The following is a 20,487-nucleotide window of genomic DNA, read 5'->3' on the forward strand; positions in this document are numbered from 1 at the left end:
GTGGGAGCGGGTTTACCCGCGAAGCAAGCAACGCGGTGGATGGCACCGGCTTCGCCGGTGTTCGCGGCTAAAGCCGCTCCCACAGGTCCTTGCTAAATCAACAAGTTATGTGTTGAACCAAGAGGGCAGGCAGCCCCCTCACACCCGAAACCGCGACACACTCGTCTGCATACCCTGGGCAATCTCCCCCAACCGCTGCGCCGCCGAGGCCAGCTGCCGCGTGGTGTCGGTACTGTCCCGCGACATGCGGGCAATCAGCTCGACCTGCTGCGCCACCTCCTGGCTGGCCTTGGTCTGCTCGCCGATGGTCTGCGAGATCTCCTCGACCACCGAGGCGGCGCGGCGCGCCCCTTCACGAATCTGCTGGATCGACGCCCCGGCCTGGGTGGCCAGCTCCACCCCGGCGCGTACCCGGGTGACGCCAGTCTGCATGCTGTCCACGGCATTGCCAGTGCTGTGGCGGATGCGCTCGATCATGTCGGCGATTTCCCGGGTCGACTGCGCCGTGCGCCCGGCCAGGCCGCGCACCTCGTCGGCCACCACGGCGAAGCCGCGTCCGGCGTCGCCGGCGCGAGCCGCCTCGATGGCCGCGTTGAGGGCCAGCAGGTTGGTCTGCTCAGCGATGGTATTGATCACCTGGATGATCGAGTAGATTTCCTCGGAGCTTTGCCCCAGCACAGTGATGGTTTCGGAGGAGCGATTGACCGCCTCGTCGATCCCCTGCATGCCGCCGACTACGCTGAGGATGACTTCGCCACCGTCGCTGGCCAGGCGCTCGGACTGACCGGAAATGGACTGCGCATCCCGGGCATGTTCGGCGATCTGCGCCAGGTTGGCGATCATCTGCTCGGTAGCCGAGGCCATGCTCACGGCGCTGTCGGACTGCTGGCTGGTGCGTTCCACCAGGCTGCTGGAGGCCTGGCCCAGTTCATCGGCTACCTCGCGCAGCAGCAGGTTTTCTTCGTGGATCGCCTTGATCATGTTGCCCAGGCTGTCGCGCATGTCGGCCAGCGAGCGCAGCAGGTGCCCGGTCTCGTCGCGGTCATGGACCTGGATCTGAGTAGTCAGGTCGCCCTGGGCGATGCGCTCGGCCACCGCCATGGTCTGGCTCAGGGGGCGCAGGATCGAGCGCAGCAGCAGGACGGTGCACAGCGCCAGGACCAGGGTGGCCAGGATCATCCCGCCGACCAGCACGGCGATGCCCTGGTGCAGGGTGGCGGTGCTCTGCTCGCGGCTCTTGTCGGCGTTGCCGGCGATCAGGTCGCTGAGGGTGCTGTTGCGCTGCGCCAGCTCCTTGAACGCCGCGACGAAGGCCGGCAACTGCGCCTGTGCCTGCTCGGGCGACTTCAACGCCAGCTGGATGATCGAGGTGGCGCTGGCGATGTACTGCTCCAGCAACGGGCCCAGGTCGCTGATCGCCTGGTGCAGATCGGTGTCCAGGGGCAGCTCGAGATTGCTCTGCACGACACTGCGGAACCACTTGGCGTGCTCGTCGAGGTCGGCCAGCACCTGGTTGGCGGTATCAACGTCGTCCGGCTTGACCAGCAGGGCGGCGAGCACGTCGGCACGCAGTGCGTCGTGCATCATGTCGCCTTCCATGTGATTGCGCAGGGCGGCCATGCTGTCCTCGCTGCGCTTGAGTGCCTGGTTCTGGTCATGCTCGGCGAGCAGGCCGCTGCCGCCGAGCAACAGCGCGGCGAGGATGCTGACCAGACCGAACCCGATGGTTTTCTGGCGAATGTCCATTTCGAACGGCTCCATGAGGTAGGTCTGGTGAGCATAGATTGCTGGGTGTTTTTCGCCGTCGCTGCAGATTTTTCTATGATGCGAGGCAACGGTGTAGCGGATCGAACTTCTGGCGCTACGGTCGCGCGGCTATCGACCGGAGCTGTCTTCCTTGATAGCCGTCAATGGGCAGTGACCGTTGGCCCCAGCGGCGTCCGCCTGCGTTGGCGTGTAGAGTCCACGCTCCAGCATCGCTTGGCTGCTTGGCCAGACGTCAGGGCGTGGTAGCGGTGTATAGAAGGTCAGCGTCGGCTCGGCAACGGACTGGCAACTGAAGCCGATATGGCGAATGAGTACTTCCTGGTGGCGTTGCCAACCGTCAGGTAGTCGTGCCAGCAATCGGGCGTCAAACGGCTGCCAGAGTTGACCTGACGATGGATGCCAAGGGTAGGTCAAGTAGATTTCGATAGCTTGCCCCTGACGGTGCTGTACCCAATAGCCGCCCTGGTCGAGCAACCGCGTATCGCGCAGCAGCGCTGCTAGAAGGTCGCGATGAACGGCATGCACCTGATGTAGCAAACGGTGATGCTCGCCCGACTGGCTCAGGCGCGCACTGCAGTATTCGCTGCGCTGCAAGTTGTCGCCATCCCAGGCAAGGCCAAGGCGACGCTCGCCGGTTTCATCGCGGTAGTGCATGAATAGCGTGCCGCGATTGTGCCGAGCGTCAAGGTCGACCGCGACACCTTGATAGCGTGAAGTGACCGAGTACTGTCGGTGCAGTTCGAGCCAAGCCGACGGGCACTCCAGGGCTGACAGTAGACCGTGCAGCCGGTCGAAGTCGACGCGGCTGTGACGGTGGGCCGCCCCGAGCCAGAACATGGGCTTGGGGCGGGTTTGCAGGCGACCGTCCAGCAGCCGCCACGAACATTCCAGGCGCAGACCTGGCAGGGCAGCGAGGTGCTGCCCCAGCAACTGTAGTCGAGGCATGTGCGGCGACGCCATTACAGACCTTTGGCGAGCTGCGTGAGGCTGACCTGGCTCCAGTTGCGCAAGTGCTCCGAGCCTGCCAACGGCTCTAGGATTTGTGGGTTGTCCAAGCACAATGCATGGAGTTCCGCCAACGTGAAACTGTAGCCCAGTGCTTCGCTCCAGCGCAGCAGCCCGTGCCAGTCGCCGGGGGCGAGCAAGGCGAAACTGGGGCCGACCTTGGCGAAGAACGCCGGGTCCTGGAGTTTCCGGACAAACGAATTCAAGGCATCGCTATTGCTCATCAACATAACCTGTTCCCCTACCAGTTCGATGGGTCGGCGTAATGTGTCACGGTATCCCACGTGCTTTGCGCAAAGCTGGCGAACGCTCCTCCTATTGTGTTGAAGGCACTCTCCACTTCGCTCGCCGCATAGCCCGCGCCCTGCAGAACGGTATTGACCGCATCGGGCGCAAGGTTGAAGACGTCGCTCAAGGCACGGGCGGTCGCCTCGGCCCCGTAGCCGACCCCGCGCAGCGCGGAGGCCACGGCCTGGGAAGAAGCGCCATAGGCCGTGGACAGCGCGCTGGCGACCTGGTCGGCGCCATAACCCAGGCCATTGAGCACGGTTGCAGCCGCGTTACCCGTGAGGTCGAAGACCGATTTGAGCGCACTGGCGATCTGATCGGCAGCATAGCCGGCCGCCTGCAGGGCCTTGGCCACCTCCTGGTCGGTCGCCTGGTACGCTGTAGTCAGTGCGCCCGCGACATCGCTGGCTGCGGCACCGAAGGTGCTCCTCAGAGCATTCGCAACTTCATCCAGCGCGTACGTCGACCCTCTTAGCAAGTAACCGATTTCATCAAGCGTCTTGCCGAAAGCATTCTTCAGCACATTGACTACGTACTCGGCGCCTTGAACGGCAGGCAGGATCGCATTGCTGTAGACCGCCTGCGCCCATCTGCCGGCATCGCCAAGCAGGCCGGCGAACAGCTGCTGTACATTGTTCAGTACCCAGTGCTCGATTGCCGCGAGTACGTCACTGAGCCCGCTGATGTCGATGTCAAGGTCGAATGGGCCGATGGTGCAGGTGAGCCCCTCGAAGTCGAAACCACCCGCAGCGCTGAACACCAGGTTGCTGGTGGAGGTGGACAGCCCCAGTGTAGTGTCGATCTGCGCGGTCAGGTTGATATGGCCCAGGCTCAGGCCGGCAATCGTCGGCAGTGGAATGTCGAAGTTGGGGCCGTAGGCGAACTGGCCGCTGAAGTTGTGGAAGTCCTTTAACACGCAGGCCATCGTGCCGGAAATGATGGCGCCGTAGTCGAGTGAGAAACGGATGCCGTTCTTGTCGATGGTGGCGTCGATACTGTCATGGAAACCGAGAAACGCGAGGCGGGCATCGAGCTTGAAGTAGGGCGAGTTCGACGTGCTGATCTGCAACTGTGCGCCACCGGGCGCTACCAATTGCTTACTGGTCGCCTGGTCGATAGCCTGTTTGGCTGCTGCTGACCTTGGAATGGTATTGTTGGCAATCGGGTTACCGCTGGCATCGACCTTGATGCTAACGCCGCTGCCATCGCCGCTGAGGGAAAACACCGGGCCAAAGGAGAAGGGTGCAAGTTCGGCCTTGCCTTGCACGCCGTTATTCAGGTCTATCGACAGGTCGGCGTAGAAGCCGAGCCCAAACAGATCCATCGCGGCGCTGAACCCGTACCCCATCGGCGCGAGGCTGCCATCCGGCAGGGTGACAGGCTCCATCGGGTTTTCCGCCCAATGCAATGACAGGTCGCTGAACTGGACCGGTACATCGATGTTGCAGGCCTGGTCGGTGAACAGGGTGATGACCTGCATGAGGCTCAACTGTGGCACGTAGAAGGCAAGATACAACGGATTGGGCACCTCACCCTGCAATGCGCACACCACCGCGAAGGTGTCGTCATCAAGCTGCACCACCTGGTTGCCTTCACCGATATGGAACTTGCCCTGGACACCCAGCGCAAAGCCAGGCGGCTCGAAGAACAGCCCCATGCCGACGCCGAACTGATCGAAATGCAGCCCCTTTATACCTGGCGGTGTGAGTAGGGTATGGTCGTTGCCATCTAGAGTCACGCCGATTTCCGCCTCGACGTTGTCGATAGTCATCGCGGCGATTGCGTTGAAGGTCGGGCTGTTGAACAGCGAGAACGGCATAATGGCCTTGATCTCGAATACCACGAACTTGAACAGGGGGAGGAGCGACAGCATTACCGTGGGTTTGTCCAGTTCGATCGTGCTGCTGCCCCCAATCGGAATGGACAGGTTATCGAACAGGCACTGCAGTTGCGTGCTGCCCACGGCAAGACCGGGCTCCAGGTCGACAACCACGGTGAAACGGAGGGTTGGCGAAGGCAGGATGGCCAACACATGGTCTAGCACGCCGCTGTCAAACGTAATGTCACTGAGCGTGAGCTGGCCACCGAGCTGAATGCGCTGGTTGGCCTGCGAGCAAAAGAACTTCGAGAGGATGATATCCGGCAGGCCAGAAGGCCAATCGATGCCCATGTATTGAAGCAGCGTCGACAAGCTGTAGCGCTGTTGGTCGGGAGGCAGGTTGCGTGTGGCCGGGGTGCGCGCCAGGGCAACCATCACCAGCATGTAGGAGATGTAGGAGCAGGTGCTATAGTCGGCGCTGTTCCTGAAGAAGGCATCGACGTCCTGGGCGCTGCTCTTGCCACCTTTGATCAACACGTTGAATTGCTGCACGAGCGGGTGGGTTGGGCTGTCCTGCATCAGTTTTACGAAGTTCTGCGTGGTGGCGATGACATCGAGGTCCGCCTGGTTCACCTCGAAGGTCTGCGGGGCCGTGCCCAGGGTGAACACACGCTTGACCGGCGTGTTCTGGCTGTCATAGAGGATGTAGGTGGAAATGGGACCGTGGATCGGCGTAAAGGCAGTAACGTTTGCCGCGCCCACACTGCCTAGGCTGGTCAGGGTGCCAAAATAGTTGGCGAGGCTCGTGTCATTGGTGTTGTCGACAAACGCATCGTAGACCGAGACCGGTCCGGCGAGCTTGTTGTCGATGGTGATCTGCGGGTAACTGGCCATGGACGATCTCCGCGAAACAGGGGCTGGTGTGCCCACCGCCGTTCAGGCGGCGGGCCTGATCGAAGCAGTGCTCAAACGGCGGCTTCGACCTCTATACCGATTTCCTGCTCGTACGCTTCGATACTTTCGGCTTCGGCAAGCGGTTCGTACTCGGCATTGATCTCTTGCCATTCGCTGGCACTTGTCTGGGCTTCGGCCAACGCTTGCGAGGCGTTTTTCAACTCTTGCACGGCAGCGGCATGTTGTTCGGCGTCGAGGGTGCCGATCAGCGTCTCCACCCGCTGCTGGGCTGTACTGATCTCAGTCAGTGCCTGTTGCAGATTGGCCTGGCCGGTGGCGCTCTGCGCATCGATGACCGCTTGTTGCAGTTGCTCGAAGGCGTTCTCGAACTCCGTTGTGGGAGTCAGCAGGCCGTCATTCATCTGCGAGGCGATCCACTCGTTGACCTGCGCACTCTTGGCCAAAGCCTCGTTCAAGGTCTGCGCTTGTTGCTTGCCTGCGGATTGACCGATCTGAGCGATCTGTGAAGTCAGTTTCCCCAGGATCAGGTCATCGGTGACCTGCTCGAAATTATCGACCTTGAGAATGCCGCAGACCTTGTTCTGGATGGCCTCGATCAGCGCTTCCTGCGTGGCTGTGCCGAGCGTCAGATCGATTTGGGCTTTTTGTACCATCGCCTCGTTGGCAAGCAGCGCCAAGTGTTTGGGCAAAATACCTTCCGGCAGTTCCGGCGTGTCGGTGACCGGGTTGCCCCGATGGACGAATTCATTGGTATTGCTGCTGTCGTAAACCTTATCGCCGACTTGGGGAGGGACGCCACGCAGTACGGTCTTGTCGTAGCAGAGCTTACCGTCCTCGTTGACGCTCCAGTGATCAGCGGGGTTCTGGGTGGAGTAGCGCTGGTCGGAGAAACCGAACGTGCGTTGCGATTTGTAGGTGGCGAAAGTGCCGTTGTTGCCGCTCATGCTGGTGCGACCAAGTTCCAGGCGAATGCGGGAGAACTGCTGAGTGACGCTGTCGTACTGGTAGTAGGAGGCATTGGCGTCAGTGGGCTGGGTGAACCAGGAAATGATCATACGCGTATCCTTTTGCGTTTGGGGGAACAGGCCGCAACCGCTCAGGCGGTTGCGGTATACGGGTCAGAGAGCGTCGGGGATTTCTTCGGTTTCCGGCGTGGTGTCTTCTTCGTTGAAACCCGAGTCGTTTTCCTCGTTGTTCATGTTTTCTTCGTACTGGTCCTGGGCCTCGTTGAGAGCGTCGGCCTGGCGGGTGGCTTCTTCAATGGCATCGGATGATTGCTGCAGCGCATCGACCTCCGACTTCTGCATTTGCTGAGCGCTCTGCTCGATGGTGGCCTGCATCGAGGTGGACGCTTTTGCCATGGTTGCGCTGGCATCCGTGAGGTTGCCCTGTTCGATCTGCTGCTGTGCCGTCTCGAATGACTGCTGCGCACTCGAGTAGGCGTTTTCGAAGTCCTGCGTCGGCGTCATGCCGTCTTCCAGCTGTTGATTAATCTCTTCGTTGAACGTCTGAGTTTCGTTCTCGATGGTCTGGGTGAGCACATCCTTCTGCTGGACCTGCGAAGTTTGTGCATAGCCATCAGCCACTCCCGCGCTGTCCTGGCTGATGATCTCGGCGCTATCATTGAAGGTCTCGGCATTGTCGCTGGCCGTGGTCTTCTCGATTTCTTGCACCTTATCCTGGTAGTCCGACTCGCTCTTGGCATCGGATTTGGCTTGCTCTTCCTGGCTCTGCTGGCCTTTCAGGCGTTTCTCGGCGATCTCGTACAGCATGACCAGACCCACGATCAGGCCCACCACCTGGCAGATGGTGCCGAAGGTCTGGCTGGAGGAGCCTGCCGCCGGTTTTTGTCCTGCGCTCTTGCTTGGCAGAGGGATCAGGGTCTGCGTCGAAACCACCTTTCTGCCGGCTACAGTACCGGTAAGCGTAGGGCCAGCGATGTAGCTCGTGGTTGGGGTGTTGTCGACCATGGTGGTCTGGATCACATTCATCCACACTGGCGTCAGCGACAGGCTCACATCCTGGCCGGGGTTCTGGTCGGTCAGCGTACCGTCACCGGCCATTACCGCACTGGAGGTCTGTTTCGGGCTAAGTGGCTGCAGGTTGCCGCTACTGTCCTGGGTGCACAGGGTCAGCGTTGCCGCGTTGCTGCTGGTACTTGAGGCGATGTTGAGCGTTCCCACAAGCGCCGGTACATAGCCCTGCGGCAATGGGTTTGGCGCGGCTTCGTACAGGTAGTAGGGGCCTTGCCAGCCTGAGGTGAACATGGAAAGCCAGGTCATGACGGCGTTCCATGAACTCAAGGTGCAGTTCTTGAAGTTCAGGGTGCCGGCGAAAAAGGTATTAATCGCGTTAGCATCGCCACTTTTCAACGCGATGTTGAGGTTCTTGGTCAGTGCTGAATCAGGGTTGGCCATTGCGTACTTGTGGAACAGAAACGACTGGATCATCGACTGCCGGTCGCTCTCGCCCACGGTGTAGCTCAGTGGCGGGGGATTGCCGAAAGTGAACTGAGTGCCGGACATGAATTTGAGCGGGAACTGGTAGTAGTACCAGCTTTGCAGTTCATCGATCGGACCGGTGTACATCGCCTCCAGTTGCGCGACCTGTCGAATGGTCGTCACGGTCCCGGTCGCGCCCGCGGCGATGGTGCCGAGCTTGGTGTAGACATAAGGCGCGCTCAGGCCGCTGGCGGCGGGGTTGAACACATCGTAGATGTCGATGGGAACCTTGAGCTGGTTGGTGATCTGTACCGGGATGCCGGAGAAATCACTGGACTGGCTGCTATTGGCGGTTGTTGCGACTTGGATGTTCATGATGGCTTCCTTGATTCCATGGGAAGTGAAACCCTGTCTGGGTAATTTGCAGCCAGGGACGAGCGGGTACGAATACAGCGCGATGTCTCCGGGGCAACACGTCACCTGCCGACGGTCAGTCAGCATCGTTGCTTGCGTTGTGATGAACGAGTAATGGACTTAGAAGCGCACTTCGCCGAACGGCGGCGCGTTGATCAGTTGCGAGCCGATAATGTCGGATGAAACGTGGAGGCAAGCGGCTGCGATGGGTGAGGGTGGCACGCTGGCGGCAGACATTGCCAAGCCCGTTGCGTGACGTGATCGACTCGAGAGCTTGGTCATTTTTCCTTCCCTGGGTGAAGAGCAACCAAACTGAAATGAACACTTCAATGTGTTCACGGTGTTTCACAGATATTTTTACCGAGGTTCTACATGACGGGTGGCAATAAGCCAGCAATCAGACGTTAGCCGGACCTGCCCTGGCTTTCCATGACAAGCGACGAACGGAGAATGTCCTTTGCCTGGAAGTTCTCGTTCCCCGTGTCTTGACACATTGCTGGTCATGACCTCGACGGAATCTGCAAGAGCCGATAGGTGAGGGGATGAGCATGACGTTGTCTGGCGTCTTCATATATAACTCAACTAAATGAATATTTAGTTGAGTTATAATTAATGATCATCAAAAAAAACGGGCAGGGCACCTTTACCCATCAATCATGTGAAGTTTTCGCCCAGCTCGCATACCCTGGCAAAACCTTCAAAGGAATGAGACACCTTCATGCGTGGATTCACCGTCTTACCGCTGTTGTTTGCCCCCATGATCGCCTGGGGCGACTGCACGCAGCACCTGCAAACCTGGGCCCACCACCTGCATCCAACCTTGAAGCTCGCCAGCGAGTTTGCGGTCTGCAAGGTCAATCCTGCAGACGCCAGCCAGGTCCTGGCAGCCTTGCCCGTGATGATGAACGTCGATGAGTACGGGCAAGGCGATTATGGCCTGGATGTCCTGGTGGCCGAAGCTGTCAGCGGCAAGATCATTGCTCGCAGTTACCAGGAGGCAGCGATCGTCTCCGACGCGGTGCAGTTTTCAGGCCTGACGCTGGACACGGCGCGTTATCAGGTTGCGCCTGGGCAGCGGGCATTTGGCGTGCGCATTCGTCATACAGGCTCGTCGCGGGTCAATCCGTTCAGCAGCGAGACACTGAGTCTCTACGTGAACGACGGCTCGCAGTTGCGCCGGGTCATGGGAGGCCTGGTTGTAAGCAAGGGCAACGGTGAATGGGATGGTTCCTGCGCCGGTGAGTTCGGCGAGACAAAACGCACGCTAGCGATTGGCAAACCTGGCAAGGATGGCTTCAACAGGCTGCGGGTGACCGAGATATCGACTGGGAGTCGGAGCGTGCTCAAAGGCGAGGATGACTGTCAGGAAATCGAGAGCAGTACGTCGACGAAGACGTTCGATCTGGATTATGACGGTGGTCGGTATAGGGTACCGGAAGAACTGACGTTCCAGTGAGCTGGATTGGCATCAGGGCTTTGATGGAGGCTGAGATCTGGCCTCCCACTGGGCGTGGTGCTCAATGCAAATATACGCATAATGTATATTATGTTAAATCAGGTATTATGGCAGAAATGCTCATGAGCCTCGTAAGACAGTATCCGCTCCATGAAACCCACATTCCAACTGAATAGCTGACGCCCGATGCTGCGCTCCCGATTTCTTTCTGGAGCCCGCAAGTCATGATGCGCCCCGACAGCAAAGTTGAAAAAGTCTACCTCTATCCCAAACCCGTGGACTTTCGAAAGTCCATCGACGGCCTCACCGCGCTGGTCGAGCTGGATATCAAAGTCGCGGTATTCGACCCCGTACTTTTCGTCTTCCTCAATAAAGCCCGCAACCGCATCAAGGTGTTGTATTGGGAGCGCAACGGCTTCTGCCTTTGGCTCAAGCGCCTCGAAGCCGAGCGTTTCAAAACCTCACCCGACGCCACCGACGAAGCCATCGTTCTGACCGTCCAGGAACTGAATTGGCTCCTCGACGGTTTCGATCTCTGGCGCAACCGTCCGCATCAGGTTTTGACACCCCGTTTCGTCGCCTGACCCGGTATAATCCGGGACATGATTTCAGTACCCGATGACCTTCCTGACGACCCTGACGCGCTCAAACTACTGCTTACGCAGTTGTTGGCCGAGCGCACGGTCGATAAAGGCCAGATCGTCGATCTTAAAGAACAGGTCAAGCTGCTGCGCGATCGACTGTTCAATCGCAAGTCCGAGCAAACCGTCGAGTCCAACACACCCCAACTGGCGTTGTTCAACGAACCCGAAAGCCAGTGGGTACCTGCCGCTGATGATGCCGACGAAGAAGTTGTTGCGCCAACCAAAAAACGCGGCAAACGCAAACCACTGTCGGCCGACCTGCCACGTATTGAAGTCATTCATGACTTGCCTGAGCACGAACTGACTTGCGCCTGTGGTTGCCGCAAGCATGTGATTGGCGAGCAAACCAGCGAACAACTCGACATCGTGCCGATGCAGATCCGTGTGCTCAAACACGTGCGCAAAGTCTATGGCTGCCATGGTTGCGAAGCCGCGCCGGTCACTGCTGACAAGCCGGCCCAGTTGATCGAAAAGAGCATGGCCAGTCCCAGCGTGCTGGCCATGTTGCTGACCACCAAGTACGTTGATGGTCTGCCACTGCACCGCTTCGAGACGGTGCTGAACCGACATGGCATCGAGATCCCTCGGCAAACCCTGGCCCGCTGGGTCATCCAGTGCAGCGAACACTTCCAGCCACTGCTGAACCTGATGCGTGACCGCCTGCTGGAAAGCCCGGTGATTCATTGCGACGAAACACGAGTGCAGGTGCTCAAAGAGCCGGATCGTGATCCGACCACTCAATCCTGGATGTGGGTGCAGGCCAGTGGCCCGCCTGATCGACAAGTTGTGCTGTTCGATTACACCACCAGCCGCGCGCAGGATGTGCCGCTGCGCCTGCTGGAGGGCTATCGCGGCTACGTGATGACCGATGATTACGCCGGTTATAACGCTTTGGGGTTACAGCCAGGCGTTGAACGACTGGCGTGTATGGCGCACGCCCGCCGTAAATTCGTCGAGGCGCAGAAAGTGCAGCCCAAGGGCAAGACCGGTCGCGCCGATGTCGCGCTGGCGATGATCAACAAATTGTATGGCATCGAACGCGACCTCAAGGATGCCAGCGATGAACAGCGATTCATTGGTCGTCAGGAACGAAGCCTGCCGATCCTCGAGCAGTTGAAAAGTTGGCTCGACAAGACACACTCGCAAGTGACACTGCAAAGCGTACTGGGCAAGGCGGTGCATTACCTGGCAAACAACTGGAACCGCCTGGAGCGCTACGTCGAGGCGGGCCACCTGCCGATCGACAACAACCTGGCAGAGCGGGCCATAAAGCCGTTTGTGATCGGGCGCAAGGCTTGGCTGTTCAGTGACACGCCCAAGGGAGCCACGGCCAGCGCTCGGATCTACAGCTTGGTCGAAACCGCCAAAGCCAACGGCCAAGAGCCCTATACATGGCTGCGCCACGTATTTGAGCGACTGCCCCATGCGTCGTCAGTAGCAGACTACGAAGCGCTGCTGCCATGGAACTGTTCGCCAGAGGTGCCACGGTAACCTTGGTTCCCACCTTGCGGTAGGTGGGGTTCATGGATCGGTTACGTAAGACACTGATTCGACAAACCCGCTTCTGACGTCCACTCTCTCAACGGGTCATGTCCTTTGAGTTCATGGCGAGTCATTGAATCAGGTGGCTGCCGATGAAGCTGATCAGTGTCGTTTCTCTTCAGGTCAGCGTGTACCGCTGCTCGTGCAGGCTGGTAACGCCGCACCGTTGCCCAAACTCATTCCGTTCATTTTCGTCCAACTCAAGCTCAGACATCGCGCTTATAGCACTGCTGCGGCTCATCTACGCGCGATTCAGGCTTTCTACAGCTATGCCGAAAGTCGAAACCTAGATATCGATGAGGCGATCTTGGCCTGCCACTTTGAGGCGATTCTAATGAGCATTCCGAGGCTGTGTAAACGCTGCATCACCGAGTCTCAAGGCTTTTCATACTCAGCCTAAGGCACACCCATAGGCCACCAGGCATCCAACCATCATGAGCCATATCCAGGGCTCCAACTTAGACTGTGCCCGCGTGAACGAGCATCGGCAGATGCTGCATTTCAAAGGGCAGGTGGCAAATTGACAGCCTTCACGGGTGATCTAGAATCAACTACTACAACGTCGTCCCCTCAGAACAGACGCAACTCAAGACTCGCCCTCCTCTTCTTTGGGGAAGCGTATTGATTGCGCAGCGCCGAAAACAAGCAGCAGAACCTTTAAACACATGGAAGAGCCAGTTTAAATGACACCTTGGAAAATTATTTTCATCCTGCTCCCGCTTGTCGCCAGCGTCGGCTGTTCCAATCGCGTCTACTTTGGAACTTCCACACGCTTTGCGCTTGACGCGTCTTCCACTACGGTAGGGCTTGGGTACAAGGCCGCCCAATTCGCTTATATCCCACCCAAGCAAGGCGGAGGCGAGTACTCCGTGCTGGGACGGTCTGATGTCGACATATCGATTACAGATATAGTAGTCAATGAGGAGTTCGCCACGGGTCAAGCGGCAGACTGTGCTGCGGCCGCCTCGTCATCGGTAAAAATGGCACTGGTAAGCGAAAGCAGTAAGGACCCAAAGAAAGGAAACCTGGTTTTCGGATCTTATTTCTCCATGTCATTTCTTGATATAAATTTTGGCTCTTCAAACCCGTTTGCAGGTGCATCGATAGGGTATAAGCGTGAATCAGCAACCGTCATACCGCTTACGGAAAACGGTCATTTGCGATCTGTGTATGCAGATACAAAAGTCAATTCCCTTGCACACTCGACCAATGAAGATGATGGTACGAGAACAAACGGAATACGGTTCAAACAGGTCTTCGCAACCGGGATAGCAGCCGTGTATATGGCCAAGAATAACGTGGCTTCCTTAACCAAAAACAAAATAACCGATGCCTGCACGCCAGAATGAGCCGAATAATCATAGCCGTCGCCGCTACACTTTTACTGAGCGGCTGCTCTCTTACTTATAGAGATAACGATGGCGTAGAGCACTCCTTTGGCCTTGTGCACCAAAAAATAAAGACCACTGACGAGATGGTTTATATAGAGAAAAGTTATTATGGCGCAAGCCTCAGTTTAACCCCTGACGATGGAGGGGCATCTCTCGGGCACAAGAAAACTGTCAGGGTATTCGTGCCTGAAGATTCAGTTCTAGCTATTGACAACCAAAAAGGCGAAATCAACACCAACCTTGAAAAAATGCATTGACTCAACGAATAAGCTCTCGCTTCACCTGGGCAGATTTCCGGCGCGCGGAATAGCTGATCCTGCACAACTGTATCAGTCTGCGGTTGCCTACACGAAAGACGCAGCTGCCGTGGGGGTTGAGCAAGGACGATCAGCGCATCGAGGTCAACGTCCGCATCAGGAGCATAATATGTTTCAGATCTCTGAGCCCTACTATAAAAAACTTACTTTAGGCAGGCCTAAGTTAGCAACCATCTTCATTGCATTACTGTCTGGCTGCACATCAATAGACGACAAGCCTGATCTCGGTCGAACCGACGGAGAAATACCAGACCCGGCACGCTATGAGGAAAGAAGCGCAGCCCTAAGAGCTGCTGAGAACTGTCATCTAAGGTCTTATCGCGATAAACTTAGCCAAAACGCTAATGGCAAAACCGGCACCTGCACAGGTAAAGAAATCACAGGGTATCGACCGGAACTTGGAGTTTCTTTATCCGGTGGGGGAATGCGGTCTGCTACCTTTTCTATCGGAGTCCTCGCCGGACTGCAAAAGCAAGGCATACTTAACCAAATAGATATTGTGTCCTCGGTGTCCGGCGGTAGTTATGCCAACCTTTGGCTTGTCCAGCAACTGTACGGCCTCGCAAACTACCCAAGTCAAAATACCTCAGCTGACGAGTTGTTCAAAAGCTATTATGTATATGAAGCGATCAGAGACAGTCCTGGCATTGAGCCAATGCCAAGACCCAAAAACGCTGATCAGACCAGTAGACGATTTCAAACCTACATAGAGAACAACAGCTATTTAATAACAAAATCACAGGACTCCTATTACGGTCAATTCATTGACAATACCAGCTATGTAAGCGAGATGACCGCTCGAACTGCATTATGGATACCCTCCGTTCCACTGAGTCTCATAGCGAACGGCGTCTTCAGATGGCAGGCCAATCTCAACCCATGGGAGTCAGCATACAGACACGGGATAGAGCGAACGTTTGGAACATACCCGACCGACTGGCATTCAGCTTCGAAGGATGCACAGCCAAGTTATCATGAGCTTGCCGGTGCGGCAAAGCGCGGAGAAATTCCTTTCTTTGTAGTTAATACAACAGCAGCCTACGGAGGAAAACTTGAATGGTTGCGAACTTCAGATTTTGCTGGGTTTAACTCTGACCTGGCGAGTGTAGTATATGAGTTCACACCCTTAGCCTACGGAAATACTGCTTTTGGATACTGTGACTATCAAGACAGAAAAACCAGGGAGAGTTATGGAGTGCCCTGCTACCCTGCTGGCGCTCCTGAACTTGCTGAAGCAGTAATGATGTCGGGAGCTGCTGTTGACGCATTGAAACTGTCCGACTTTCCATTGGCCTACGTTGGGCTAGATGCCGCAGCTGACGCATTAAATTTATCTTTAGGTCGGTACATTCCAAATCCGCGCGTCGAACCAACTACAAGAGCCTGGCATAAAGCTCTACCATTCCCGTTCTATTTGGCGGCCAATCAAAAATACGATGAAACACGAGACTCTGTTTATCTAAGTGATGGAGGGCATTCTGAAAATCTTGGCATGTACGCATTGGTTAAGAGACGTGTAAAAAATATCATCGCAATTGACGCAGAACACGAAGCGACTAGCGTCGGCGATAAACGAATGGCTGTCTTCGATGCTTTACAGCGCTTACGCTGCCATTTGGGCAAGGAGGAACGACTGAAATTTTACAAGGTGGTAGGCACTGCAACCATTCCTGATAAATTTCTAGACTCAAATGCCTGTGAAACTTTCTCTAGAAAAGATATTGGGTTTGACTTTGTCAATGCCAACCCATTTTTCCGCTTTGACATTTGCCCGATTGAAGGGTGCACTCCAGAGAATCGAATCCGCGTTCTGTACGTGAAGCTATCAACAAACTATGCCGCAATGCCTCCAAACCCTCAGTGGAGTACCAGGCTAACTGGCTGTGACGGTGACAGTGATTTTTCCTGTGAGGCAGTTTGGCTTTACATGCAAGGGTTATCTGCCTGTAAGCGTGACTGGGTCGGCGAATGTGACCGCTTTCCTCAGGTAGCTACTAAGGACATCAATTACCCTAGGACACAGGTAAACGGCCATCGCGGTCTTGGTTATGACATCGGACGCAGAGTCTCCCTCTCAGATCAAGGCCCTGTAGGAAAGCCTTTCATACCGTGGAATCAAATAGAGAAATTTTCCACTAACCAACCAGGTTTTAACTGATTCGACCTCTGAGATCCAATCCCGCATCCTTATCTCGATAAATGCGAACCACGCCAGCCCTCTAGGACTGGCGCGGAGCTTAATACCACGGCGATGGGCCGCAAAGCGGCTCCGGGGTCTAACAGACTGACACCAGCCAGAGCGGCAACAGCGGGTCTTGACCGCCCTCCTCTGCAGCTTCGCCGAAATGCCCAACGCCGGTGGTGGCGAGTTTCCTGATGCGCGGGATTTGCAATTCCTTATCCATACCATTCCTCCTGCGGCCCCGCGAACGGCGCGGGGCCTGATCGGTGAACTTCAAGTGCGAGCCCAGGCTCGCTGGATCAATGCTGGGATTGCACGCGACTCAGCGCCACCTCCACCAAGGTGCGGGCACTGTCGATTTCGTGCATGGCGGCGAGGGTCAGGACCTGGCCTGGGGGTTTGGCGTGGAGCAGGACGGTCTGCTGGCTGACGGTCAGGGCGCAGACGAGGTATTCGGAGATCTGGACCAGGAGGTCTTCGAGGGTGTGGGTGGTGTATTTGTCGTGTAGAGGTGGATCGGGGACGATCTTTAACATGATAAAGCTCCGATATCTGACTGGAGCTACCACATCTCTGCTGTCAAACAAATGGGTGGCAGCGGTACGTGGGTTGACAGACCGAGGATATCGGAACTCGGCGCACCGAAGTGCCCCACGCACAGCCGCCATAGAGCGTTGTGCATGATCCGTATATCAGGGGACGGTCTGTCAAAACCGTGTCGTCGAATTTGCGGCGACTTGGCGAGACTAGATGGCTGATGGGGCCGCTGCAACGGCTGAAAGGCGGTGGGAGTATGTTTCGGAAATGGACTACAGAGAAGAGGGAAAATCCGATTCGGAGCACATAGAAAGTGTTCTCTTGTCGTCAACATAAGGCTGGTTGCGCCCCTGGATGTTCCCGAGCTGCACCACGGGTCAATTTTCCGCCTCGGGCGCCCGAAATGCTTTGCTGTAATAGCCGGACGAGTCGAAGCAGCAAACCGCCTTCTTGCCGCTCGCAAGCATATCGCAGGCATCCCCAATTCGCTTTTCACGCGTCTTGAGCTGCTTCGCTGAAGTAATCCAGTGGATCCAGTCCACCCGCGCAAGGGTCGTCGTACTGTTCCAAACCTTTTGAGCCTCAGGTGTGCTTGCCAGGGCTTCCTCGAAATCCACTGGGATATCAGGCTCGGGCTCCTTCTTCACCGGGATCAGTTCGAGGGTAACGATATCGCCAACAGCCACACCTGCCGCGTCAAGCAAATCGCTACTGACCTTCAGCCAATGACTCAACTGACCATCGGGCTCAAGGGTTGCCCGGAAAGGATGCCCATTGATCGTACCTTCAACGCTCGTCCTTCCCCGCCTCGGAAGCCGTTCACTCGCGTCCCTTGGAAGTACCGCGAACGCCCACGACCTATCCTCCCCGGGCTTTGCCGGACGAAGAAGCTTGGCTTCGAATCGAGACCTCGCATCGTCTGTTGTCATTGCAAGTTCTCCAACCGAACGTTCAGTTGACCATCACCTCGTCCAGCGCCTGCTCAAGTGTGCTGACCGTACGCTCGATATTGTGCAGCTTTTCGAGCCCGAACAGCCCGATGCGGAAGGTCTGGAAGTCAGCCGGCTCGTCACATTGCAACGGCACGCCGGCGGCAATCTGCAGACCGTGGCTGGCGAACTTCTTACCATTCTTGATATCGGCATCATCGGTGTAACTCACCACCACGCCAGGGGCCTGAAAGCCTGCCGCAGCCACGCTCTTGATCCCTTTGCGGGTCATCATTGCGCGCACCCGGTCACCCAGGGCCTGTTGTTCGTCGCAGACCTTGTCGAAACCGTAGGCTTGGGTCTCTTTCATCACTTCGTTGAACCGCGCGAGGGCATCGCTGGGCATGGTCGCATGATAGGCGTGGCCGCCCTGCTCATAGGCCTGCATGATTTGGAGCCACTTCTTCAAGTCGCAGGCGAAGCTGGTGCTTTGCGTCGATTCGATCCGCTCCAGGGCCAAGGCGCTGAGCATCACCAGGGCGCAGCAAGGTGAGGCGCTCCAGCCTTTCTGCGGAGCGCTGATCAGCAGGTCGACCGCGCATTTGTGCATATCAACCCAGATCGCGCCTGAGGCGATGCAGTCCAGCACGAACAGGCCACCCACCGCATGCACGGCGTCGCCCACGGCCCGCAGGTACTCATCGGGGAGGATGATCCCTGATGACGTCTCAACGTGGGGGGCGAAGACAATCTGCGGTTTCTGCGACTCGATGGCGGCCAACACTTCGTCCAGAGGGGCCGGGGCGTAGGCAGCCTGGCGCCCCGCTTCAACCGGCCGGGCTTTCAGCACCGCTGTCGCCGCCGGGATATTGCCCATCTCAAGGATCTGGCTCCAGCGATAACTGAACCAGCCGTTGCGTATCACCAGGCATTGCTGGCCGGTGGCAAACTGCCGTGCCACCGCTTCCATGCCGAATGTGCCACTGCCCGGAACCACCGCAACCGCCTGGGCGTTGTAGACCTGTTTCAGGGTGGTTGAAATGTTCTTCATCACACCTTGAAACGACTGGGACATGTGGTTGAGCGAGCGGTCCGTGTAGACCACCGAATACTCGACCAGCCCCTCGGGATCGATACCGGGATAGATCTTCGACATGGTGCGGTTCCTTTGGCAGAGAGGTCCATGGCATCGACCCTGCCCTAAGCTATTGCAAATGACAAGATGGCGCTGGATTGAGTTGCCACTTCTGTTTTTGTCATCATAGAACCATTCCCTCGACCCACACGCAAAACCGGCAGGACCGGCGATGGGCCGCAAAGCGGCCTCACGGTTTAACCGACTGGCACCAGCCAGAGCGGCCACTGCATTCCTACTCAGCCCTCCGGCCAACCATCAACTCATCATCCACATCCTGTGGCGAACGCCTTGGCCATGCCACTGAGGTAATGCACCGCCGTCAGCAGCGCAGGCAGATGATCAGTCCCCACCATCTGCGGACTTCACCGCTCGTGATGAACAAGAGCTTGACACACGTGCAAGAGGTCAAAACGGAGATCGCCTTGGCTCCCGCTAAGGCCCATCTATACCGCTACAGCGAACCGTTGAGCGTCCAAGGCAGACACCGCCGAGAACCCGGTCCCTTTCTTAAAGCTCATGTTGTGGACAAAGTTCTTCATCGCGTCCGAAGGATCAATCGTCTCAAGGTTGAGGCCGTCGACTGTTGACCGGGAAAACGCGACGCTGAGGATGGGCTGATCTTCCATGTGCCCTGTCGAACTGTTGAGCACGTTATCCACCGCAGTCACGATGACCAAGTCGTCCGGGAGGATCGCCAGTAGCTCGCGACCAACCCTCAAGGCACAGCTACTGACATAATCTTGGTGAAGCTCATTGAACCGCCCCGCAGGCATCGCCTTGGTTGAAAGCTTGCCGCTTTTGAGCAGCGATTTAATCTCCGTGGGAATGACGTGTGAGCCGTGGATGGCCAGCTTTGCTTCAAAGACACCACCTTCATGAACGATCATCTGGATAGATGATCCCAGGTGTGAGATTTCCTCAAAGGACTCAAAAGCTTCAATGGCATCGAGCTTCGCCTGGTGATCGCCATCAAGAATTCGAAGGGCGATGTCGCGCTCCTCAGTCCAATCGGTATGGATTGTTTTCCATTCATCAAATTGTGTCTGGAAAAGTTTTTCGTCTTCGGCAGCGGCAATGGCGATTTTCGCCAAAAGCGCTTCGCGCTGTCGACGCTCCAGCTTGAAAAGCCGGGCCCAGAAGTTGGGACGATAGGTTTCCGATGCATGCAGCGCGGCTAGCTCAAGCGCTCCGGTCTTGAGGGGCTTTAGGGGCTCTGGCGTCGAAAGGATCTTCTTCCATTGCACCAGCTCAGCGCATTCTTTATGCATGGAGAGCAGGAGATCAATGTGGTTTTCATAGACCTCTACCTCATACGCTGCTTGCTCCATAGCCTCCATCTTGTCGAACTCATTCTGTCGCTTCTCAAGCTCACGCTGCCGCCGATGAGCGTTGCGCTCTGCTCGTCTGGCCGATGCCTGCAGTGATCTTACAGTCCCTTTCCAACCCATCACGATGCTCCATATCGATTGCGTGATGGCACATTAGCATATGCCATTGCACCCTCGGCATGTTGGTTTGGGCGCCGCCAAAATAAAAACATATCTCACATTGCTGGGCACTGGTGAACAACCACGGCCTCGTAACCAGGACGGTCAGATCCGCGAAAAGTGAAGTGATGCAGGTAAACCTCGCGCCAAATGATGACGGGCAGGTCAGCAGCGAACAGATGCGTTGCTGACCTTATTGATCTCCGTGAGTGCAT

The 20,487-nt window shown here is 56.9% G+C and carries 17 protein-coding genes and 1 pseudogene; 7 read left to right on the forward strand and 11 right to left on the reverse strand.

Going from position 1 to position 20,487, the window contains the following annotated elements:
* Window positions 1-138: 138 nt before the first annotated feature.
* The 6 genes from AC0MAZ_RS16390 to AC0MAZ_RS16415 form a co-directional block, all read right to left on the reverse strand.
* Window positions 139-1,746 (reverse strand): methyl-accepting chemotaxis protein, encoded by a 1,608-nt coding sequence (locus AC0MAZ_RS16390; RefSeq protein WP_475861450.1) that lies wholly within the window; start codon window positions 1,744-1,746, stop codon window positions 139-141.
* Window positions 1,747-1,875: 129 nt separating this feature from the next.
* Complete coding sequence (locus AC0MAZ_RS16395; RefSeq protein WP_475858567.1) at window positions 1,876-2,712, reverse strand: hypothetical protein; 837 nt, start codon at window positions 2,710-2,712, stop codon at window positions 1,876-1,878.
* A gap of 14 nt (window positions 2,713-2,726) precedes the next feature.
* Window positions 2,727-2,996: a hypothetical protein gene (locus AC0MAZ_RS16400; protein WP_232856220.1), complete on the reverse strand. Its 270-nt coding sequence runs from the start codon at window positions 2,994-2,996 to the stop codon at window positions 2,727-2,729.
* A 17-nt stretch (window positions 2,997-3,013) separates the two neighbouring features.
* Window positions 3,014-5,773, reverse strand: a complete 2,760-nt coding sequence (locus AC0MAZ_RS16405) for a phage tail tape measure family protein (protein WP_232856221.1) — start codon at window positions 5,771-5,773, stop codon at window positions 3,014-3,016.
* Between the two features lie 71 nt (window positions 5,774-5,844).
* Window positions 5,845-6,849 (reverse strand): hypothetical protein, encoded by a 1,005-nt coding sequence (locus AC0MAZ_RS16410; RefSeq protein WP_232856222.1) that lies wholly within the window; start codon window positions 6,847-6,849, stop codon window positions 5,845-5,847.
* A gap of 63 nt (window positions 6,850-6,912) precedes the next feature.
* Window positions 6,913-8,610 carry a FliH/SctL family protein gene (locus tag AC0MAZ_RS16415; protein WP_232856223.1) on the reverse strand — a complete coding sequence of 566 codons (1,698 nt, stop codon included), beginning with the start codon at window positions 8,608-8,610 and terminating at the stop codon, window positions 6,913-6,915.
* Window positions 8,611-9,367: 757 nt separating this feature from the next.
* Here AC0MAZ_RS16415 and AC0MAZ_RS16420 point away from each other — a divergent pair.
* The 7 genes and pseudogenes from AC0MAZ_RS16420 to AC0MAZ_RS16450 all read left to right on the forward strand — a co-directional run bounded on the left by AC0MAZ_RS16420 (window position 9,368) and on the right by AC0MAZ_RS16450 (window position 16,157).
* Window positions 9,368-10,105: a PA3715 family protein gene (locus AC0MAZ_RS16420; RefSeq protein ID WP_232856224.1), complete on the forward strand. Its 738-nt coding sequence runs from the start codon at window positions 9,368-9,370 to the stop codon at window positions 10,103-10,105.
* Between the two features lie 224 nt (window positions 10,106-10,329).
* Entirely contained in the window at window positions 10,330-10,689 is a 360-nt protein-coding gene (tnpB, locus tag AC0MAZ_RS16425; protein WP_009687920.1) for an IS66 family insertion sequence element accessory protein TnpB, read from the forward strand.
* Between the two features lie 18 nt (window positions 10,690-10,707).
* Window positions 10,708-12,240 carry an IS66 family transposase gene (gene tnpC / locus AC0MAZ_RS16430; RefSeq protein WP_475858570.1) on the forward strand — a complete coding sequence of 511 codons (1,533 nt, stop codon included), beginning with the start codon at window positions 10,708-10,710 and terminating at the stop codon, window positions 12,238-12,240.
* Window positions 12,241-12,373: 133 nt separating this feature from the next.
* Window positions 12,374-12,625: pseudogene (locus tag AC0MAZ_RS16435) on the forward strand (hypothetical protein); the annotation flags it as partial.
* A 349-nt stretch (window positions 12,626-12,974) separates the two neighbouring features.
* Complete coding sequence (locus AC0MAZ_RS16440) at window positions 12,975-13,640, forward strand: hypothetical protein (protein ID WP_475858571.1); 666 nt, start codon at window positions 12,975-12,977, stop codon at window positions 13,638-13,640.
* Window positions 13,637-13,939 carry a hypothetical protein gene (locus tag AC0MAZ_RS16445; protein ID WP_475858572.1) on the forward strand — a complete coding sequence of 101 codons (303 nt, stop codon included), beginning with the start codon at window positions 13,637-13,639 and terminating at the stop codon, window positions 13,937-13,939. The genes AC0MAZ_RS16440 and AC0MAZ_RS16445 overlap by 4 nt, the downstream gene beginning before the upstream one ends.
* 169 nt (window positions 13,940-14,108) lie before the next feature.
* Window positions 14,109-16,157 carry a patatin-like phospholipase family protein gene (locus AC0MAZ_RS16450; protein ID WP_475858574.1) on the forward strand — a complete coding sequence of 683 codons (2,049 nt, stop codon included), beginning with the start codon at window positions 14,109-14,111 and terminating at the stop codon, window positions 16,155-16,157.
* A gap of 118 nt (window positions 16,158-16,275) precedes the next feature.
* Here the strand turns inward: AC0MAZ_RS16450 and AC0MAZ_RS16455 are convergent, their stop codons facing one another.
* The 5 genes from AC0MAZ_RS16455 to AC0MAZ_RS16475 form a co-directional block, all read right to left on the reverse strand.
* A complete protein-coding gene (locus AC0MAZ_RS16455) occupies window positions 16,276-16,404 on the reverse strand; it encodes a hypothetical protein (protein WP_475858575.1) in 129 nt (42 codons plus the stop codon).
* Between the two features lie 76 nt (window positions 16,405-16,480).
* The gene (locus AC0MAZ_RS16460) at window positions 16,481-16,717 is read right to left on the reverse strand and encodes a hypothetical protein (protein WP_110737103.1); all 237 of its coding nucleotides are present in this window, start codon (window positions 16,715-16,717) and stop codon (window positions 16,481-16,483) included.
* Window positions 16,718-17,095: 378 nt separating this feature from the next.
* A complete protein-coding gene (locus tag AC0MAZ_RS16465; RefSeq protein ID WP_475858577.1) occupies window positions 17,096-17,647 on the reverse strand; it encodes a YdeI/OmpD-associated family protein in 552 nt (183 codons plus the stop codon).
* Window positions 17,648-17,669: 22 nt separating this feature from the next.
* Window positions 17,670-18,803 carry a pyridoxal-phosphate-dependent aminotransferase family protein gene (locus AC0MAZ_RS16470; RefSeq protein WP_475858578.1) on the reverse strand — a complete coding sequence of 378 codons (1,134 nt, stop codon included), beginning with the start codon at window positions 18,801-18,803 and terminating at the stop codon, window positions 17,670-17,672.
* A 425-nt stretch (window positions 18,804-19,228) separates the two neighbouring features.
* Window positions 19,229-20,233 (reverse strand): hypothetical protein, encoded by a 1,005-nt coding sequence (locus tag AC0MAZ_RS16475; RefSeq protein WP_475858580.1) that lies wholly within the window; start codon window positions 20,231-20,233, stop codon window positions 19,229-19,231.
* Between the last annotated feature and the right edge of the window lie 254 nt (window positions 20,234-20,487).

The sequence above is a fragment of the Pseudomonas sp. A genome, from assembly GCF_056270345.1.

Bases quoted from the DNA above. Each gene is read 5' to 3' on its own strand.
- AC0MAZ_RS16475 (WP_475858580.1), bottom strand. From the start codon at position 20,233: ATGGGTTGGAAAGGGACTGTAAGATCACTGCAGGCATCGGCCAGACGA.
- AC0MAZ_RS16455 (WP_475858575.1), bottom strand. From the start codon at position 16,404: ATGGATAAGGAATTGCAAATCCCGCGCATCAGGAAACTCGCCACCACC.
- AC0MAZ_RS16390 (WP_475861450.1), bottom strand. From the start codon at position 1,746: ATGGACATTCGCCAGAAAACCATCGGGTTCGGTCTGGTCAGCATCCTC.
- AC0MAZ_RS16445 (WP_475858572.1), top strand. From the start codon at position 13,637: ATGAGCCGAATAATCATAGCCGTCGCCGCTACACTTTTACTGAGCGGC.
- tnpB (WP_009687920.1), top strand. From the start codon at position 10,330: ATGATGCGCCCCGACAGCAAAGTTGAAAAAGTCTACCTCTATCCCAAA.
- AC0MAZ_RS16460 (WP_110737103.1), bottom strand. From the start codon at position 16,717: ATGTTAAAGATCGTCCCCGATCCACCTCTACACGACAAATACACCACC.
- AC0MAZ_RS16420 (WP_232856224.1), top strand. From the start codon at position 9,368: ATGCGTGGATTCACCGTCTTACCGCTGTTGTTTGCCCCCATGATCGCC.
- AC0MAZ_RS16470 (WP_475858578.1), bottom strand. From the start codon at position 18,803: ATGTCGAAGATCTATCCCGGTATCGATCCCGAGGGGCTGGTCGAGTAT.
- AC0MAZ_RS16400 (WP_232856220.1), bottom strand. From the start codon at position 2,996: ATGAGCAATAGCGATGCCTTGAATTCGTTTGTCCGGAAACTCCAGGAC.
- AC0MAZ_RS16395 (WP_475858567.1), bottom strand. From the start codon at position 2,712: ATGCCTCGACTACAGTTGCTGGGGCAGCACCTCGCTGCCCTGCCAGGT.
- AC0MAZ_RS16440 (WP_475858571.1), top strand. From the start codon at position 12,975: ATGACACCTTGGAAAATTATTTTCATCCTGCTCCCGCTTGTCGCCAGC.
- AC0MAZ_RS16415 (WP_232856223.1), bottom strand. From the start codon at position 8,610: ATGAACATCCAAGTCGCAACAACCGCCAATAGCAGCCAGTCCAGTGAT.
- AC0MAZ_RS16465 (WP_475858577.1), bottom strand. From the start codon at position 17,647: ATGACAACAGACGATGCGAGGTCTCGATTCGAAGCCAAGCTTCTTCGT.
- tnpC (WP_475858570.1), top strand. From the start codon at position 10,708: ATGATTTCAGTACCCGATGACCTTCCTGACGACCCTGACGCGCTCAAA.
- AC0MAZ_RS16450 (WP_475858574.1), top strand. From the start codon at position 14,109: ATGTTTCAGATCTCTGAGCCCTACTATAAAAAACTTACTTTAGGCAGG.
- AC0MAZ_RS16405 (WP_232856221.1), bottom strand. From the start codon at position 5,773: ATGGCCAGTTACCCGCAGATCACCATCGACAACAAGCTCGCCGGACCG.
- AC0MAZ_RS16410 (WP_232856222.1), bottom strand. From the start codon at position 6,849: ATGATCATTTCCTGGTTCACCCAGCCCACTGACGCCAATGCCTCCTAC.